This is a genomic window from Methylobacterium sp. NFXW15, from assembly GCF_049887755.1.
Classification (GTDB): domain Bacteria; phylum Pseudomonadota; class Alphaproteobacteria; order Rhizobiales; family Beijerinckiaceae; genus Methylobacterium.
This window is the reverse complement of record NZ_JAGEKG010000001.1, coordinates 541,203-557,490: the sequence shown is the minus strand read 5'-3', so window position 1 is coordinate 557,490 and position 16,288 is coordinate 541,203. Positions and strand designations below refer to the sequence as shown.

Annotated in this window: 13 protein-coding genes; 8 read left to right on the top strand and 5 right to left on the bottom strand. The window is 69.2% G+C overall.

Annotated features, from left to right (window positions below):
- Positions 1-238: 238 nt before the first annotated feature.
- Positions 239-2,599, bottom strand: coding sequence for an ATP-dependent helicase (locus tag J4O73_RS02660; RefSeq protein WP_426214345.1), 2,361 nt, complete (start codon positions 2,597-2,599; stop codon positions 239-241).
- Between the two features lie 135 nt (positions 2,600-2,734).
- On the opposite strand from J4O73_RS02660, the gene J4O73_RS02655 reads away from it, so the two are divergent.
- Complete coding sequence (locus J4O73_RS02655) at positions 2,735-2,992, top strand: hypothetical protein (protein WP_426214344.1); 258 nt, start codon at positions 2,735-2,737, stop codon at positions 2,990-2,992.
- A gap of 158 nt (positions 2,993-3,150) precedes the next feature.
- The gene (locus J4O73_RS02650) at positions 3,151-6,570 is read left to right on the top strand and encodes an AsmA-like C-terminal region-containing protein (RefSeq protein WP_426214343.1); all 3,420 of its coding nucleotides are present in this window, start codon (positions 3,151-3,153) and stop codon (positions 6,568-6,570) included.
- 118 nt (positions 6,571-6,688) lie between these two features.
- On the opposite strand, the gene J4O73_RS02645 is transcribed toward J4O73_RS02650, so the two are convergent.
- The gene (locus J4O73_RS02645; RefSeq protein WP_426214342.1) at positions 6,689-8,827 is read right to left on the bottom strand and encodes a S9 family peptidase; all 2,139 of its coding nucleotides are present in this window, start codon (positions 8,825-8,827) and stop codon (positions 6,689-6,691) included.
- A gap of 358 nt (positions 8,828-9,185) precedes the next feature.
- Between J4O73_RS02645 and J4O73_RS02640 the strand changes: the two genes are divergently transcribed.
- The 3 genes from J4O73_RS02640 to J4O73_RS02630 all read left to right on the top strand — a co-directional run bounded on the left by J4O73_RS02640 (position 9,186) and on the right by J4O73_RS02630 (position 10,933).
- Positions 9,186-9,617 (top strand): MucR family transcriptional regulator, encoded by a 432-nt coding sequence (locus J4O73_RS02640; RefSeq protein WP_426214341.1) that lies wholly within the window; start codon positions 9,186-9,188, stop codon positions 9,615-9,617.
- Between the two features lie 105 nt (positions 9,618-9,722).
- Entirely contained in the window at positions 9,723-9,932 is a 210-nt protein-coding gene (locus tag J4O73_RS02635; RefSeq protein ID WP_426214340.1) for a hypothetical protein, read from the top strand.
- A 158-nt stretch (positions 9,933-10,090) separates the two neighbouring features.
- Positions 10,091-10,933, top strand: coding sequence for a DUF6456 domain-containing protein (locus J4O73_RS02630; RefSeq protein WP_426214884.1), 843 nt, complete (start codon positions 10,091-10,093; stop codon positions 10,931-10,933).
- A 60-nt stretch (positions 10,934-10,993) separates the two neighbouring features.
- Here J4O73_RS02630 and J4O73_RS02625 read toward each other — a convergent pair whose 3' ends face one another.
- The gene (locus J4O73_RS02625) at positions 10,994-11,416 is read right to left on the bottom strand and encodes a SufE family protein (RefSeq protein WP_426214339.1); all 423 of its coding nucleotides are present in this window, start codon (positions 11,414-11,416) and stop codon (positions 10,994-10,996) included.
- 81 nt (positions 11,417-11,497) lie between these two features.
- Positions 11,498-12,562: a sensor histidine kinase gene (locus J4O73_RS02620; RefSeq protein WP_426214338.1), complete on the bottom strand. Its 1,065-nt coding sequence runs from the start codon at positions 12,560-12,562 to the stop codon at positions 11,498-11,500.
- A gap of 301 nt (positions 12,563-12,863) precedes the next feature.
- Here J4O73_RS02620 and J4O73_RS02615 point away from each other — a divergent pair, with 301 nt between their 5' ends.
- Both J4O73_RS02615 and J4O73_RS02610 read left to right on the top strand, forming a co-directional pair.
- The gene (locus J4O73_RS02615) at positions 12,864-13,271 is read left to right on the top strand and encodes a hypothetical protein (RefSeq protein WP_426214337.1); all 408 of its coding nucleotides are present in this window, start codon (positions 12,864-12,866) and stop codon (positions 13,269-13,271) included.
- Entirely contained in the window at positions 13,246-14,538 is a 1,293-nt protein-coding gene (locus tag J4O73_RS02610) for a DNA-packaging protein (protein WP_426214882.1), read from the top strand. The genes J4O73_RS02615 and J4O73_RS02610 overlap by 26 nt, the downstream gene beginning before the upstream one ends.
- Positions 14,539-14,580: 42 nt before the next feature.
- Here J4O73_RS02610 and J4O73_RS02605 read toward each other — a convergent pair whose 3' ends face one another.
- Positions 14,581-14,844 (bottom strand): hypothetical protein, encoded by a 264-nt coding sequence (locus J4O73_RS02605; RefSeq protein ID WP_426214336.1) that lies wholly within the window; start codon positions 14,842-14,844, stop codon positions 14,581-14,583.
- A gap of 265 nt (positions 14,845-15,109) precedes the next feature.
- Between J4O73_RS02605 and J4O73_RS02600 the strand changes: the two genes are divergently transcribed.
- Entirely contained in the window at positions 15,110-16,267 is a 1,158-nt protein-coding gene (locus J4O73_RS02600; protein WP_426214335.1) for a phage portal protein, read from the top strand.
- Positions 16,268-16,288: the final 21 nt, after the last annotated feature.

Below are 16,288 nucleotides of genomic sequence, written 5' to 3'. Positions count from 1 at the left end.
CTGTTCACAAGCATTTCGACGAGCCAATTCTTGTCGCTCATCGAAGTTCCGGGCCTTCGAAGGTTGCCTGTGGAGAGTAAATCATTTCGCACCCGGAACGGAGCCGACGAAGCAACCGACGCACCAAAATCGGCTGCGCGGCAGATTTGTTCGCCGGGTGTGACTCGCGGGTGACGGTTTTCGGCCTCGGCGAGGAAAAGGCGAAGCTTGCCGCCGCGCCGTGTCCCTGCGGCCACGCTCAGGCGGGCTGGACGAAGCTTTCCAGCACCATCTTGCGGCCTGCCTTGTCGAAGTCGACGGTGAGCTTGTTGCCGTCCACCGCCGCGACGTTGCCGGGGCCGAATTTGGTGTGGAACACCCGCTGGCCCTCGCTGAAGGCCGAAGGTGTGCCCGTCGATTTGGCGATCAGCTCGCCCTCGATCTGCCGTGGGCCGGAAGAGACGCCCCGACGCCCCGGGGAGGCGCCGAAGCCGCGCCCGCCGGAATTGGCGTTCGTCCGCTCCTGGGCTCGCTGCCAGCCGGGCGTGCCGTAGCTCGATCCGAACGGCTGCGGGTTGCGGTCGAAGCGTGAGGCGCCCGCCGAGTAATGGGCCGGGGCCTCCACCACGTCGACCGAGGCGGCAGGCAGTTCGTCGATGAAGCGCGACGGAATGGTCGAAGACCAGAGCCCGTGGATGCGACGGTTCACGGCGAAGGAGAGCTTGGCGCGCTTGCGCGCCCGCGTCAGCCCGACATGGGCGAGACGGCGCTCTTCCTCGAGCCCCGCCCGGCCGCTCTCGTCGAGGGCGCGCTGGTTCGGGAACAGGCCGTCCTCCCAGCCGGGGAGGAACACGGTGTCGAATTCGAGCCCCTTGGCGGCGTGGAGCGTCATCAGCGAGACGCGCTCGGCGCCCTCGGCCTCGGAGGCTTCCATCACCAGGGAGACGTGTTCGAGGAAGGCCGCCATGTCGGGGAATTCCTCCATGGAGCGGACGAATTCCTTCAGGTTCTCCAGGCGCCCGGCGGCGTCGGCCGAGCGGTCCTTCTGCCACATTTCAGTGTAGCCGGACTCTTCGAGGATCGTCTGGGCCACCTCGGAATGGGGTTGCGACTCCACGAGGCGCGCCCAGCGGGAAAAACTCTCGGTCAGGGCCCGCAGGGTCTGGCGAACCTTGGGCTTCAACTCGTCCGTCTCGCACAGGCGGCGGGCGGCGACGAGCAGCGGCACCCGCTCGGCCCGGCCGTAGGCGTGCAGTTGCTGGAGCGTCGCGTCGCCGAGACCCCGCTTCGGCGTGTTGACGATCCGCTCGAAGGCGAGGTCGTCACTCACATTCATCGTGACGCGCAGATACGCCAGCGCATCGCGGATCTCGGCCCGCTCGTAGAAGCGCGGGCCGCCGATCACCCGGTAGGGTAGTCCGAGCTGGACGAAGCGATCTTCGATCTCGCGCATCTGCGCCGAGATGCGCACGAGGACGGCGATCTCCGAGAGCGGATGCTTCTTGGATTGAAGCGACTCGATCGCCTCGGCCAGCAGCCGTGCCTCCTCCTCCGAATCCCAGGCGCCCGTCACGGTCACGGGCTCGCCCGGCTCGTCCTCGGTGCGCAGGGTCTTGCCGAGGCGGCTCTCGTTCTTGGCGATCAGCCCCGAGGCGGCGGCCAGGATGTGCCCCGTCGAGCGGTAGTTGCGCTCCAGGCGCACCACGGTGGCCCCGGGGAAATCGTGCTCGAACCGTAGGATGTTGTCGACCTCGGCCCCGCGCCAGCCATAGATCGACTGGTCGTCGTCACCGACGCAAGCGACGTTCTTGCGCTTCTGGGCCAGCAGCCTCAGCCAGAGGTATTGGGCGACGTTGGTGTCCTGATACTCGTCCACCAGGATGTAGCGGAACCGGTCCTGATAGCTTTCCAGGATATCGGTGTTGTCCCGCCACAGCTTCAGGCAGAGCAACAGGAGGTCGCCGAAATCGACCGCGTTGAGGGTGGCGAGCCTGGCCTGATAGGCCGTGTAGAGCGCGCCGCCCTTGCCGAAGGCGAAGGACGTCGCCTCGCCCGGCGGCACCTGATCCGGCGTGAGGCCGCGATTCTTCCAGCCATCGATCAGGTGGGACAGGGAGCGGGCGGGCCAGCGCTTCTCGTCGATGTTCTGGTCGGCCAGCACCTGTTTCATCAGGCGCAACTGGTCGTCGGTGCCGAGGATGGTGAAGTCCGACTTCAGCCCGACCAGTTCCGCGTGGCGACGCAGGATCTTGGTGCCGATGGCGTGGAACGTGCCGAGCCACGGCATGCCCTCGCCCGCCGGGCCGATCAGCGTGCCGATCCGGTGTTTCATCTCCCGCGCGGCCTTGTTGGTGAAGGTCACGGCCAGGATGTCGAAGGGCCGTGCCCGGCCGGTCGAGATGAGGTGAGCGATGCGTGTGGTCAGAACCCGCGTCTTGCCCGTGCCCGCGCCCGCCAGAACGAGGATCGGCCCCTCCGTCGTCTCGACGGCGAGGCGCTGTTCCGGGTTCAGCCCATCGAGGTAGCCATCCGAATCCCGCCTCAGGGCGCCGAGGGCGCGGGCGGTGATCGAAGCGGAGGGGCCGTCCGCGGCGGGCAGGGCGTTCGGGCGGTTCTGCATCGTCCTTCACTGGACCAAATCGCGAACGGCGTCGAGGCCGCAGCCGCCCGTGCGGCCCCAGCGCGCGCCCGGAACCGCGTCACGGGCCGAGGCTTGTTCTCCCATAGGCCCACCCGACAGCCGAAAGGCCGAGCCATGCCCAACACGAACCGCCTCGCGGGGATCGCCCTCGCCGCCGCCCTTCCCCTCGCGTTCTCGGCCGCCCCGGCCTTCGCGCAGGTGCAGCAGGGCAACCCGAACGCGGCCAACCAGTCCATGTCGACCATGAGCAACAACCGCACGATGCAACAGGACTCGACGAGCCAGAACAACACCACGATGATGACCATCCAGCGCAGCCAGAATGCGGCCCCGCCGCCGCCGCCCGCGCCGATCCCGCGCGTCGGCCGCTGAGCTGCCCGGCGACGCGGGATTCACCGCGGCGTAAATTGCCCCGGCGAGGCTCGCGCGGCCTCTCGCTCGTCATGCTATAGGCGCGGTCGGGTGGCCCATGGGGGCACGCGACCGCGCGTTTCATGGCGCATCGCGATGTGAGGTCTGGAACCGGAACGGTGCGTGATCTGCTGACCGCGCTGGCAGGCGCGATCGTCCTCGTCCTGATCGCGGCGCTGGCCGTTCCGCCCTTCATCGACTGGACGGCCCACCGGGCCTTCATCGACCGGACGCTGTCGCAATCCCTCGGACTGTCTGTGCAGAGCCAGGGCCGCATCGAGGTGCGGCTCCTGCCATCGCCGCGCCTCCGGGTCGATCGGCTCGTCCTCGGCGCGAAGGGCGGTCCGTCCCTCGATGCCCGCTTTGTGAAGGCCGAGATCGCCCTGGCGCCGCTCCTCAAGGGCGAGGCGCGCTTCACCGAAACCCGGATCGGCCGGGCCGAGATCCGCCTGCCGCTCGGCGAGGGCGAGGCGGTCCGCCTGCCCAAGGGATGGCTCGACGGCCTCCGCGACCGGGATCTCGCCATCGAGAACCTGCAGATCCAGCAATTCCTCGTCACTACGGCGGTGGTCACGACCGGGCGGACCGATCAGTTCACGGCCGAGGATGTCCGGGTGCAATCGCCCGCCCTGATCGGGCCGTGGCGGGTCGAGGCGACGAGCGGCGGCGTGCCCTTCCGCGCCGTGAGCGGAACCCCCGATCCCGAGGGCCGCCTGCCTGTGAAGATCTCCGGCGGCGGCGACGCCACGCCCGTGTTCGAGGTGGATGCCCGCTTCGGCCTCACCCCCGACCAGGATGAGCCCCCTGCGAGCAATGTGACGGCGGAAGGCACTGCGAAGCTCGTCGTCGGCCCGCCGTCCCAGGCGGCGGGGGCCTATCTCCCCTTCACGGTGGCGGGTGCCTTCAAGTCGCGTGGGACGCAGGTGCGCTTCGATCAGGCGAGCCTGGATATCGATCCCGGCGGCAAGTCCCTGCGCCTCGAAGGCACCGGGCAGCTCGATCTGCACCAATGGCGCGCGGCCGTCTCGCTCAAGGCGCGGCGGCTCGACCTCGATGCCTTCCTCACCGCGACCGAGGGGCAGGCGCTGCTGGCACGCGGCGTCCCGCAGGGCGGCTGGGGTCTGCCGGTGATGCTCGATTTCGACGTCGCGGTGGAGAGCGCCGCCTTCGGGGTCGCCGAATGGCGAGACCTCGTGGTGGCGGGCACGGCGGAGCGGGGCGGCGGGTTGCTGCTTCGGCGCCTGTCGGCCACCGCCCCTGGCGAGGCGAACGTGTCGCTGAGCGGAGAGATCGAGGGCGCGCCCCTTCGCTTCACCGGGCCGGTCGCCATCGGCGCCCAGCAATCGGACGGGCTCGGGCGCCTGCTGCGCCGCCTCGGCGCCGAGGGCCCCCTGGTCGGTCTGCTCGACGGGCGGCCCATCGATCTCGCTGCCGATGTCGCGGCCTCGGCCAAGGACTTTTCCTTGCGCAACCTTCGCGCTGGGTTTGGGCCCGCGCGGATCAGCGGCAATGCCCGCTATCTCGGCCCGAATGGCGGGGCGAGGGGCCGGTTCGAGGCCCAGCTGCTCGCGAGCAACCTCGATGTCGCCGCCCTGCCGCCCCTTGGAACGACCCTGGCGGCCCTGCGCGACGTGGATCTTGCCCTGACCCTGCAAGCCAAGGATGTCCGCTTCGGTGCGGTCGGATCCGGCGCGGGCACCATCGCGGCACGGATCGAGTCCGATGGCCGGAGCTTCGTGGTCGATAGTCTCGACGTGATCGACCTCGCCGGGGCGAGCGCGACGCTCTCCGGCACGATCGCGGCGGACGGGACCGGCCGCATCGCGGGGCGGCTCCGGGCTCCCGCCGCCGCGCCCCTGATCGGCCTGCTCGAACGGGTCTGGTCGGACGACATCCGGGCGGTGCCCGAATTCCTCCGGACGGCCCCCCTCGACCTCGCCGTGGTCATCGACAGGGCCGCGCAGGACGATGGCGGCCTGCGGGTCCAGGCCAAGGGCAATGCGGGGGGCGGCACCCTGGACCTCTCGGTGCGCAGCCGGGATGGTCGCCTTGCCGCCGGAAGCGGTACGCTCACCACCGCGAAGGCGGGATCGTGGTTCGGCCGCAGCGACATTCTCGGCCTTCAGCAGCCTGCGGACCTTCGCGTCACCGCCGAGCCCCGTCGCGAGGGGCTGTCCCTGACCCTTACAGGCACTGTGGCGGGCCTGAGCCTGACCACCGGCACGCCGATCCTGCTTCCGGCGCGAAGCCTTACGCCCGAGAGCGGACAGGTCACCCTGCGCGCCACCGACCTCGCCCCATTCCTGACGCTCGCGGGCGCGGCACGGCTCGAACCCGGCGCATGGCCCGCCGACCTCACCCTGGTTCTCTCGACCGAGGCAGGTGATCCGCAGGTGGCCGTGACCGGACGGATCGCGGGCGGTGCCGTAGAGGCGACCCTGGCCCGTGCGGAGGATGGCGCCATTCGCGGCCGGGCGAGCCTCGCGCGCCTGTCGCTGCCGCGCCTCGCCACCGCGCTCCTGATGCCGCAGGAGGGCGGACGTGCCGCGCCCTTGCCGAACCGGCCGCACGGCACCCTGGACCTGCGCGTCGGACAGCTCGACCTTGGGCGGGGGCTGATCGCGACCGATGCGGCGCTCACCTTCGGACTCGAACCCGACACGTTGACCCTCGGGGGGCTGACGGCGCGCTTCGCCGACGGGCGCCTGTCGGGCACCGCGACCCTGGCACGAAGGGCCAGCGCGCTCGCAATGACGGGCGAGGGCCGCGCGGAGGATCTCTCCCTGACCAGCCTGTCGGGTGGCCGGGCACTCGGCGGTCGCCTCACCGCCGATCTGCGCTTCGCGGCAAGTGCCGAAACCCTTTCGGCGCTGGCCGCCAATCTCGCCGGCAGCGGTCGCCTCACCCTCAAGGACCTCAGCGTTTCGGGGCTCGATCCCGCCGCCCTGGGCCGCGCGCTCACCGTCGCCAGCGAAGCCGAGGATCCTCTTCGTGAAGGGCGGCTCCTCGCCATGGTCACGCAGGAACTCGGGAAGGCGGGGGCGCAGGCGAGGGCGCCGGTCTCGGCTCCCGCCACCATCGTCGGCGGCGTCCTGCGGGCCGGGCCCCTCGATGTCGATCTCGGCCCCGCCCGCTGGACCGGCAGCGTCACCGCCGATCTCCGCGACGACCGTCTCGATGCGCGCGGAACGCTCAGCGGCGGCACGGTTCCGCAAGGCTGGCCGGCGGGGGCGCCGTCCGTGCAATACGCCCTCACCGGCAGCCTTGCCGATCCGGCCCGCGCCGTCGATGTCGGATCGCTCTCGTCGGGCCTTGCGGCCTTCGTGCTCCAGCGCGAGTTGGAGACCCTCGAATTGAACGAGGCGGATCAGGTGGAGCGCCAGCGCCGCCGCGACCGGATCGAGTTCGACAAGGCTCGTGCCACCGCCCTCAAGGCCTACGCCGACAAGCTCGCCGCCGAGGAAGCCGAACGCCAAGCCCGCGAGCGCTTGGAAAACCAAGCTTCGCCCGCGCCGGAGCCGGCGGCGCCACAGCCATAATTCGTACCGTCATCGCGAACGCAGTGGAGCGATCCAGGGCTGCGGGACATTCCCAGGCGTGGCGAATCGCTGGATTGTCTCGCTGACGCTCGCAAAGCCGAGGGCGGCGCCTCCTCGGCTACTCCACCCCCACTGCGGCCAGGGCGAAGGCGTAGATCAGCGCCACCTCTTCCAGGCGGTCGAAGCGGCCGGCAGCGCCGCCGTGGCCCGCCTCCATGTTGATCTTGAGGAGGATGGGGCCGCCTCCGGTCATGGTCGCGCGCAGGCGCGCCACCCATTTCGCGGGCTCCCAATAGGTCACGCGCGGATCGGTGAGGCCGCCCAAGGCCAGGATCGCCGGATAGTCCTTCGCCTGCACGTTGTCATAGGGCGAATAGGACAGGATCGTCTCGAAGGCGGCTTTGCTCTCGGCCGGGTTGCCCCATTCGGGCCATTCCGGCGGAGTCAGCGGCAGGTTCGCGTCGAGCATCGTGTTCAGCACGTCCACGAAGGGCACGTCCGCGACGATGCCCCCGAACAGTTCCGGCGCGATGTTGGCCACCGCCCCCATGAGCATGCCGCCCGCCGAGCCGCCATGCGCGACGATGCGCTTCTCCGCCGTGTAGCCCGCTGCGATCAGCGCTCGGGCGCAGGCCACGAAATCGGTGAAGGTGTTCGGCTTCTTCTCGCGCTTCCCGTCGAGATACCAGCGCCAGCCCTTCTCCGTCCCTCCGCGCACGTGGGCGATGGCGTAGACGAAGCCGCGATCCACGAGGGACAGGAGATTCGTGCGGAAGGCCGCCGGCATCAGCGTGCCGTAGGAGCCGTAGCCGTACAGCAGCAACGACGCCGAGCCGTCGAGGGGCTGGCCCTTCCGGTGCAGCAGGGAGATCGGCACCTCCTGCCCGTCGGGCGCGGTGGCGAAGAGGCGGCGCGTCACGTAATTCGCCGGATCGTGCCCGCTCGGCACCTCCTGCCGCTTGCGCAGGTAGCGTTCGCGGCTGCGGCAATCGTAATCGAAGGTCTCGGCCGGGGTCGTCATTGAGGAATAGACGAAGCGGATCCGCGCCGTGTCGAACTCAGCTCCGGGCTGGAGGCCGAGGGAATACGCCTCCTCCTCGAAGGCGACCAGATGCTCCTGTCCGTCGAGCAGATCGCGCACGACGATGCGGGGCTTCGCGTTCTCGATCTCGAGCCGCACCATGTGTCCTGACAGCACGTGTAGGTGGCGGATCATCACCCCCGCCCGGTGCGGCACCAGATCCCGCCACTGGCCGCGCCCCGGATCGGAGAGCGGGGCGGTGACGACCTTGAAATCCTCTGCGCCGTCCGCGTTCGTGCGGATGAACAGCGTCTCGCCGTGGTCATCGACCGAATAGATCAGCAACGGCTCGCGGGCCTGGACGAGCAGGGCCGGGGCCGTGGGCGCGGCACGGTCGATGAGGCGCACCTCCGAGGTCTCGTGGTCGCTCGCGGTGATGGCGAGGAACCGGCCGGACTGCGTCTCCGAGATGTGGACGAAGTAGCCTGCATCGGGCTCGACATAGACCGTCTCGTCCCTGGCCTGCGGCTGTCCGAGCCGGTGCAGCATCACCCGCGCCGGGCGGTGGTTGGCGTCGAGGGCGACATACCAGAAGCCCGTGCCGTCCGCCGTCCAGACGGCCTCGCCGGAGGTCGCCTCGATCAGGTCGGCGCCGTCCTCGCCCGTGGCGAGGTCGCGCACGCGGATCGCATGCAGTTCCGAGCCCTTGGTGTCCGCGCCCCAGGCCAGCAAGCGGTGGTCGTCCGAATGGGCAGCCGAGGCGATCTCGAAGAAGGGCAGACCCTCGCCCTCCCGGTCGCCGTCGATGAGGATGGTCTCCTCGCCGTCCCGGCCCAGAGGCGCCTCTGGCCGGGTGGGGCGGCGGCAGACCAGCGGGTGCTGCCCGCCATCCCGGTGACGGGTGTAATAGGCGAAGGGACCGTCCGGCTCGGGCACGCCGCTATCGTCCTCGCGGATGCGCCCGCGCATCTCGGCGACGAGGCGCTTGCGCAGGTCGGCCGTGTCGGCGAGTGCCGCGTCGGTATAAGCGTTCTCGGCCCGCAGATAGGCGGCGATGTCCTCCGGCAACTCGGCGGGATCCTTCAGCACCGCCTGCCAGTTCGCGGCCTTCAGCCACGCATAGTCGTCCTGGACCTCCTGCCCGTGGACGGCGACCGGCGACGGGCGGACCTCGGCGACCGGAGCGTTCCCGCCCTTACCCTTCAGCATCTGCGCCAGCTCCGTCTTGGATTGCATCGCGCCGGGTGTGCCGCGAGCGGCCGACGGAGGCAAGCCGGGGGAGGCGGTTAGGCCGCAAAGCAACTACGGATAGTATTGTAGGGCGTATTTCCACCAAGGGAGAGATTTACCAAGTCAAATTCGCATTCCTTGAAGCAATTGATTCGTCAATTTTCGCGCATCTGCGTCTTGCAGCGTGTTTTTTGATGACATAATCGACGTCTGTGCTGCATGATGCGGCTAAATCGAAGTTTGGTTCTGCGAAATACCGGAGCATTTATCGCCGATTAGTCAGTAAAACCGTTAACTACGGCAGTGTCTCTCGGCGTTAAGCTTGCGTTTTTCATTATCTGAAGAGGGGTGAGGATTTAAGGCCATGCAAAGACAGCAAATCGCGCTCGATCGGGCACGGATGACCATCAAGATCGCTACATCCTACGTCAGCAGCAGGTCCGTGGCGGCTGACGAACTCGTGCCGCTCATTGAGCGCATCAATCAGGCGCTGGTCGGCGTGGCCACGGGCAAGGTCGTGGCGCAGGCCCCGGCCGCGGCACCGGAGCCGGCGGTTCCGATCAAGAAGTCCGTGACCAACGAGTTCATCATCTGCCTGGAGGACGGGCGGAGCTTCAAGTCGCTGAAGCGGCACCTGCGCGCCAAGTACAACATGAGCCCGGAGCAGTACCGGGCGAAGTGGGGCCTGCCCTCGGACTACCCGATGGTGGCGCCCAACTATGCCCAGGCCCGCTCCGACCTCGCCAAGGCGATCGGTCTCGGCCAGCCACGTGAAAGCGTCAGCAGGGCCGCCTGACCGCCGAGCCCCGGATCACGATCCGGGGCGGAACCGCAACGCTTCGGCCCGCCCTGCGTTTCAGACGGGCCGAGCCTGCGGCAAATGGTGGTGCGAGGAGCGAAAATGGTGCGCGATCCCGTGACCGGCGAGGCGCATCCCGCCGAAGACCTCGAGGCGGTGAATGCCCGTCTCGCCGACTGGGCGGCGCGCTCGGCCGAGACCAGCGAGGCGTTGGTCGACCGGTTCGAGTCCATGGGCTACGAGGTTCGCGGCAAGTCAGAGGAGGAGGTGGCAGAGGTGCTGCGCCATCCGCCGACGCGGCCCAGGCGATAGGGGCCTGTGGACGCAATCAGCCTATTTTCTTGACTTAAGACTTTTGTCTGATACGTTCCTGGATGGCCGACCAGTGCAGTCCCTCACAGGAACAAAACATGAACAAGCGCAGCGACATTCCAGGGTTCCGGCTGAGTCGGCGGCGGGTCGGTGAGAAGATGCAGGGTCGAAACGGCACGCTGCGGAAGCCTCAGAGGCCACGGGAGCAGGCGGGCGTGATCCTGTCGCGCGAGGCCACACGCCTCCTCGCGGCGCTTGCCGCTCCCGGAGCCGATGCGCGGCCTGACCCGTTCGACGGAGACGCCCTGATCATTCGCCGGGAGGAGGCCGGGGTCTCGGTCGGCGGGGGGCGCTTCTCGCGTCAGGCCGGACAGGAGTTGCAGGAGGCCGACCTCGTCGCGGGTGGCGAAGGCGGGCGCCTTACCATCGCGGCGGCGGGCCTTGCGCGGCTGCGGCGCGAGCAAGGTGGCGAGATCGAGCCGTTCCGGGCGCAGCATCTCGACGTCGTGCGGGGCCGGGCCGCCAACGAACCGCCCCTGCGCGATGCGAGTGAGAGCCCGCTCGCCTGGATGGCCCGGCGGCGGGACCGCGACGGACGCCCGATGATCGATCCGATCGAGTACGAGGCGGGTGAGCGCCTGCGCCGGGACATCACGCAGGCGCTGATGCTGCCGAAGATGGGCACGGATTGGACGGCGCCGCGCGTCGATGGCGGCGGCGTGCGCGATGTGGCGGGGGCGTCCGACGGGGCGGTGGCGGCCCGCCAGCGGGTCCGCACGGCGTTGGCGGCCGTGGGGCACGACCTGTCGGATCTGCTCCTCGATCTGTGCGGCTTTCTCAAGGGGCTCGAACGCATCGAGGCGGAGCGGCGCTGGCCCGCGCGATCGGCCAAGGTCGTGGCCCGCATCGCGCTGGCCCGCCTCGCCGAGCATTACGGCCTGGAGCGCGAAGCCCGCGGTCCCGACCAGGCCCGCACGCGCCTGTGGCGCCACCGGGCCTGAGCCGAGGTCCTGGTGTCAGAAGGTCCGAGACCTTTTGCAGGCCCTCGCCAAGGCGTCCCGTCAGGCCGCGAGCCGCACGGCGTCGCGATGGATGCGCTCGACCATCGCCCGAACCCCGTTAGAGCGCTTGGACGTCACGTGGGCACCGAAGTGAAGCTGCCGGAACAGATCCAGGCCATCCAGCTTGGCCGCCTCCTGCGGGGTCTTGCCCGTGTAGAACGCGATCATCAAAGCGACGAAGCCGCGGACGATGAACGAGTCGCTGAAGCCTTGCAGCACGAGGTGCGGCGTGCCGCCGTCCTCGCTGACTGACGTATCGATCCAAACCTGGCTTTCGCAGCCGTGAACGCGGTTCGTCTCGTTGCGGAGGGCTTCGGGCAGCGGGGGCAGGGCCTTGCCGAGTTCGATGAGGTACTCGAGGCGCATGTCCTCGTCCTCAACGATCTCGAAGTTTTCGATGATGGTCGCGATGGGCGGCAGCATGGTCGGAAAGTCCGAAAGAGGCTCGCCCCTATAGGACAGGCAAACCGTGGTGACGAATCGGCATCGCGCCGCAACCCCGTCTCAGGCGTTCTCGTCCACCCGGGGCAGCGGGAGACGGAGCCGCAGGGGGTTCGCGGGGGTCGCCTCGCCGCTCGCGATGATCTCGGCCTGGGATGCGTAGGCCGAGATGAGGCGCGGGCCGAGCTTCGGCACGTTCGGCCGGTTGGGCTCGGCCACGTCGGTGACGTTGGAGACGACCGAGACGGTGATCGGCCCATCCGGCGGCGCCTCGATCCCGATGGCGATGGAGCAGGCGACCGTTTCGGCGGTGGCGTCGAGGCATTCGGCCACGATCTCGGCGACGATCATGCCGAGGGCGTTGGCGGTGCGAGGCTCCACCAGCCCGTTGCCGCCGCCATTCACCTGCACCCCGATGCGCCCGGCGCGGCGCAACTGGCCGAGGCCGGAGGCGAGGCGGCGCAGATAGTCACGCAGATCGATGGAGGCGATGTGGGGCGCCTCGTGCAGGTGCTGCTGCACCAAGGCGATGGCGCGCACCCGCTGGCCCAGGGCTTCGAAGCTGCCCCGGCAGGCCTCGGGCGCGGCGCGGCCGTAGAGGCCGATCAGGCTCACCATCACCTGGAGGTTATTGCGCACCCGGTGATAGACCTCGGCGAGCAACGCCTCCTTCTCGGCGAGGGAATGCTCGATATGCTCCTCGGCATGTTTCCGGTCGGTGATGTCGAAACAGGAGCCGAGATAGCCCAGGAACCGGCCGTCCTCCACGAGGGGGCGGGCCGTATCGAGTAGCCAGCGGTAGACGCCGTCGTGGCGCCGCAGGCGAAACTCCACGGTGAACGGTTCGCGCGCTTCCAGCGCCTTGGCGACGATCTCGGCGTGCCGATCGAAATCCTCCGGGTGGAGCCCGTCGCGCCAGCCCTTGCCGAGCTCGTCCTCCAGGCTGCGCCCGGTGAATTCGAGCCAGCACTCGTTGTGATGGACCGCCTGACCGTATTGATCGGAGCGCCACAACATCAGCGGCACCACGTCCGCAAAACGGCGAAAGCTATCGCTCAGCGCAGCCGCGCCCGCATCGTCCGACACCTGGGATCCGCTCCGTCCGGCCGATGATGGGGTTTCGCCCATGCTCTACTCTATGCGCTATCGGGATGGGTGGCCGAACAGAACGCGCCGGTCAACGTGCCGGGTAGGGTGCCGTTCCGGCTGCGCACACAGGAGATGTGATCTTAACCTGTGTTGCAGGATGAAAAACTCCGATTATGATTTTTATCGTTGACAGCCGGGCGCTGGTTCGGTAGACAAGAGGCACGCTCAAGAAGTGTGGGGGCGGCCGATGGCATCCAACGGTGGCCGTCAGGCCGGGGCACGTCTTCCCCGCCCGCAACGGCGAACTCTCGAAAAATGGCCGGTGGTTCGGCGGGACGCCATGTCCCGTCTGCTCGCCGTGGCGGAGGTCGATCCCGGCGATCTCGCTGAAGCGACGGGTTTTTCCCGCGAGTCCGGCCCCCTCCTGCGAGACACCTTCGGATCCGGCGGTGATGCGATGGACTCGCACCGGCTGCGGGCACGGCTGAGGGCGCATGTCGCCCGGCAGATCGCCGTGCTCGACGCGGCCCTGTCGGAGCCGAAGCCGGTCATCGATTCGGGCAAGGTTCTGCGCGATCTCGGCGGGCTGAAGAAGCTTCTGGACGATCTCGGATCCGATGACGAAGGGGAGGGCGAGCCGCGTGACGAGCCTGTCCGATCCGACGATGCCCCCGGCGATCTCGGCGCACTCCGGGAGGAGATCGCGCGACGCTTTGATCGCTTTGTCGCGAGCGGGGACGCTCGCTGACTTTCTCGGGAGCCTGCCGCCGACGGTGCTGCGCGGGCTCGACGCGGACTGGCTTCATCGGGCGAGGCCCGATCAGCTGCCGCCGGAGGGCGACTGGACGACCTGGGCGGTGATCGGCGGGCGCGGCTGCGGCAAGACGCGGGCGGGCGCGGAATGGGTCGATGCCCTGGCACGGGGCGACCGGGCCTTCACTCCCGAGCCGGTGGGGCGCATCGCCCTGGTCGGCGAGACGCTGCACGACGTGCGCGACGTGATGATCGAGGGCGAATCCGGCCTGCTCAACCTGCCCCGTCGAGGCCGGGCGCGGCCCCTCTGGCTGCCGAGCCGCCGCCGGGTGGTGTGGGACAATGGGGCGATGGCCCAGGCCTTCTCGGCCGAGGAGGCGGATTCCTTGCGTGGGCCGCAATTCGGCGCAGCGTGGTGTGACGAGATCGCCAAGTGGCGGGAGGCGGAGGCCGCCTTCGACATGCTGCAATTCGGCCTGCGCCTCGGCGCCCGGCCGCGCAGCCTCGTCACCACCACGCCGAGGCCGATCCCGCTGATCCGGCGGCTTCTGTCGGATCCGCGCACCGTCGTGACCCGGGCCCGCACCCACGACAATGCCGACAACTTGGCACCGGATTTTCTCTCGGCCGTGGTTGGGCGCTACGCCGGGACGCGGCTCGGGCGGCAGGAACTCGATGGCGAACTCATCGCCGACCGCCCGGATGCTCTTTGGTCACGGGAGGGAATCGAGGCGTCGCGGGTCGCTGCGGCGCCGGACCTGTCGCGGATCGTCGTGGCGGTGGATCCGCCTGCGAGTTCGGGGGCGCGTTCGGATTCCTGCGGGATCGTCGCCGCCGGTCGGCAGGGTGAGCGCGCGTTCGTGCTGGCGGATGAGAGTCTCGCCCGCGCCACGCCGACGGCATGGTCGGCGGCGGCCCTCGCGCTCTACCACCGGCTTCAGGCCGACGCGCTCGTGGTCGAGGTGAACCAGGGGGGCGAGATGGCCGAGGCGGTTCTCGCTCAGTGCGATCCTGCCGTGCCCGTGATGCCGGTTCGGGCCAGCCGGGGGAAATATCTGCGGGCGGAGCCGGTCTCGCTGCTCTACGCCCGCGGTCTCGTCCACCATGTCGGCGCGTTGCCGGTTCTCGAAGACGAGATGTGCGACTTCGGACCGGACGGCCTGTCGAGCGGCGCCTCGCCAGATCGCCTCGACGCCCTCGTCTGGGCCCTCACCGAACTGATGCTCGGGAATCGGGCCGAGCCGAGGATCAGGCGGTTATAGGCCTCGCCCGGCGGAGAGGTCCGCCGGGCGAGGCCGGTTTAGCTACTTCGAGTTGCCGCCGCCCTGCGGCACGGCGCGGGAGGGCTGGCCCGCATTGCCGCCCGCCGAGGAATTGGTGGTCACCGTGTCGGCCGGATTGCCGTTCGGCGAGATGGTCGCGGCATTCGGCGAGCCGGTCGAACCGGATTGCGGCGCGACGACGGGCGCCGAGGAGGCAGGGGGCTGGGCGGGAGACGTCTGCGCCAGGGCGGCCCCGGTTAGGCCGGTGAGGAAGGCGGCGGACACTGCGATGTGACGAACGAGCATGGAGCGATCCCTTCGCATGGGGTGTCGCTGTCCAACGTTACCCGGCGCAAAGAAGTTCGCCGTGCCATCGCCTCAAGAAAAACGGCGCGCCTCGTCGGAGGCGCGCCGTTCAGTAGGTCCGTGGTCTCTGGAACGAACCGTATTCCGAATACAGCATCACGCGCCGGGCTGCTGTTGCGAAAGCAACACGCTCGTCCGCATTGCGTCAATATCTCGCGGCCTTCGCCGCCGGGCTCCTTCATCTTCCCCCGCACGAGGCACGCTTATGCCCAAGCTTTTCGCCCGGCTCGCGAGAGCCGCCGGACGTGTGCGCCCGGCGCTCGCCACCAAGGCGTCCCCGCCGGGCTTCGCGCTCTATGCCGATTGCCGCCCGAACTGGACGCCACGCGATCCGGCCTCGCTCGCGCAAGCCGGTTATCAACGCAACCCAGTGGTCTATCGGGCGGTGCGGCTGGTGGCGGAATCGGCCGCGAGCCTGCCGCTCACGCCCGTCTCGGGCGAGGGACGGGAGCTCATGGCTCTGCTCGCCCGGCCGAACCTGCGCGAAAGCGGTGTGGATCTGCTGGAAACCCTCTACGCCGACCTGATGCTATCCGGCTCGGCCTATCTCGAAGCGCTGAGCATCGAGGGCCGCGTCGTGGGGCTGCAGGCACTGCGGCCCGATCGGATCCGCGTGGTGACCGGATCCGACGGGTGGCCCAGCGCCTATGTCTACACGGTCGGTGGGCGCAGCCGCCGCTTCGACCTCGGCGAGGGGGTGGTCTCGCCGATCCTCGCGCTCAGCCTGTTCCATCCGGGCGACGATCATGGCGGCCTGCCGCCGATCGAGGCGGCGGCCTCGGCACTCGACATCCACAATGCGGCGGCGGCCTGGAACAAGGCGCTTCTCGACAACGCCGCCCGTCCCTCCGGTGCTTTGGTCTTCGCGGGGGCCTCTCTCTCCGAGGCACAGTTCGACCGGCTCAAGGGCGAGTTGGAGGCGAACTATCAGGGAGCAGGCAATGCGGGCCGTCCGCTCCTCCTCGAAGGCGGGCTGGACTGGAAGCCTCTCGCGCTCTCGCCCCGCGACATGGATTTCGTCGAGGCCAAGAACGCGGCGGCCCGCGAGATCGCCCTGGCCTTCGGGGTGCCGCCCCTGCTCCTCGGCCTACCGGGCGACAGCACCCACGCCAACTACGCCGAGGCCAACCGCGCGCTCTACAGGCAGACGCTGATCCCCCTCGTTCGGCGGACGGCCCAAGCCATCGCCCATTGGCTGGAGCCCGCCTTCGGCGCGGTCGATCTGGAGCCCGACCTCGACCGGATCGAGGCCCTGGCCTCTGAGCGGGAATCCCTCTGGCGGCGGGTGCAGGCCGCCGAATTCCTCACCCGCGCCGAGAAGCGCGAGGCGGTGGGCTACCTGCCCGACGCACCGGCGGCCTGAGCGGCCGAACACCGACGATCC

What these genes read in the sequence shown, in the direction of transcription:
- J4O73_RS02660 (WP_426214345.1), bottom strand. Translation starts at nt 2,599, where the DNA reads ATGCAGAACCGCCCGAACGCCCTGCCCGCCGCGGACGGCCCCTCCGCT.
- J4O73_RS02655 (WP_426214344.1), top strand. Translation starts at nt 2,735, where the DNA reads ATGCCCAACACGAACCGCCTCGCGGGGATCGCCCTCGCCGCCGCCCTT.
- J4O73_RS02645 (WP_426214342.1), bottom strand. Translation starts at nt 8,827, where the DNA reads ATGCAATCCAAGACGGAGCTGGCGCAGATGCTGAAGGGTAAGGGCGGG.
- J4O73_RS02640 (WP_426214341.1), top strand. Translation starts at nt 9,186, where the DNA reads ATGCAAAGACAGCAAATCGCGCTCGATCGGGCACGGATGACCATCAAG.
- J4O73_RS02635 (WP_426214340.1), top strand. Translation starts at nt 9,723, where the DNA reads ATGGTGCGCGATCCCGTGACCGGCGAGGCGCATCCCGCCGAAGACCTC.
- J4O73_RS02630 (WP_426214884.1), top strand. Translation starts at nt 10,091, where the DNA reads ATGCAGGGTCGAAACGGCACGCTGCGGAAGCCTCAGAGGCCACGGGAG.
- J4O73_RS02625 (WP_426214339.1), bottom strand. Translation starts at nt 11,416, where the DNA reads ATGCTGCCGCCCATCGCGACCATCATCGAAAACTTCGAGATCGTTGAG.
- J4O73_RS02620 (WP_426214338.1), bottom strand. Translation starts at nt 12,562, where the DNA reads ATGGGCGAAACCCCATCATCGGCCGGACGGAGCGGATCCCAGGTGTCG.
- J4O73_RS02615 (WP_426214337.1), top strand. Translation starts at nt 12,864, where the DNA reads ATGTCCCGTCTGCTCGCCGTGGCGGAGGTCGATCCCGGCGATCTCGCT.
- J4O73_RS02605 (WP_426214336.1), bottom strand. Translation starts at nt 14,844, where the DNA reads ATGCTCGTTCGTCACATCGCAGTGTCCGCCGCCTTCCTCACCGGCCTA.
- J4O73_RS02600 (WP_426214335.1), top strand. Translation starts at nt 15,110, where the DNA reads ATGCCCAAGCTTTTCGCCCGGCTCGCGAGAGCCGCCGGACGTGTGCGC.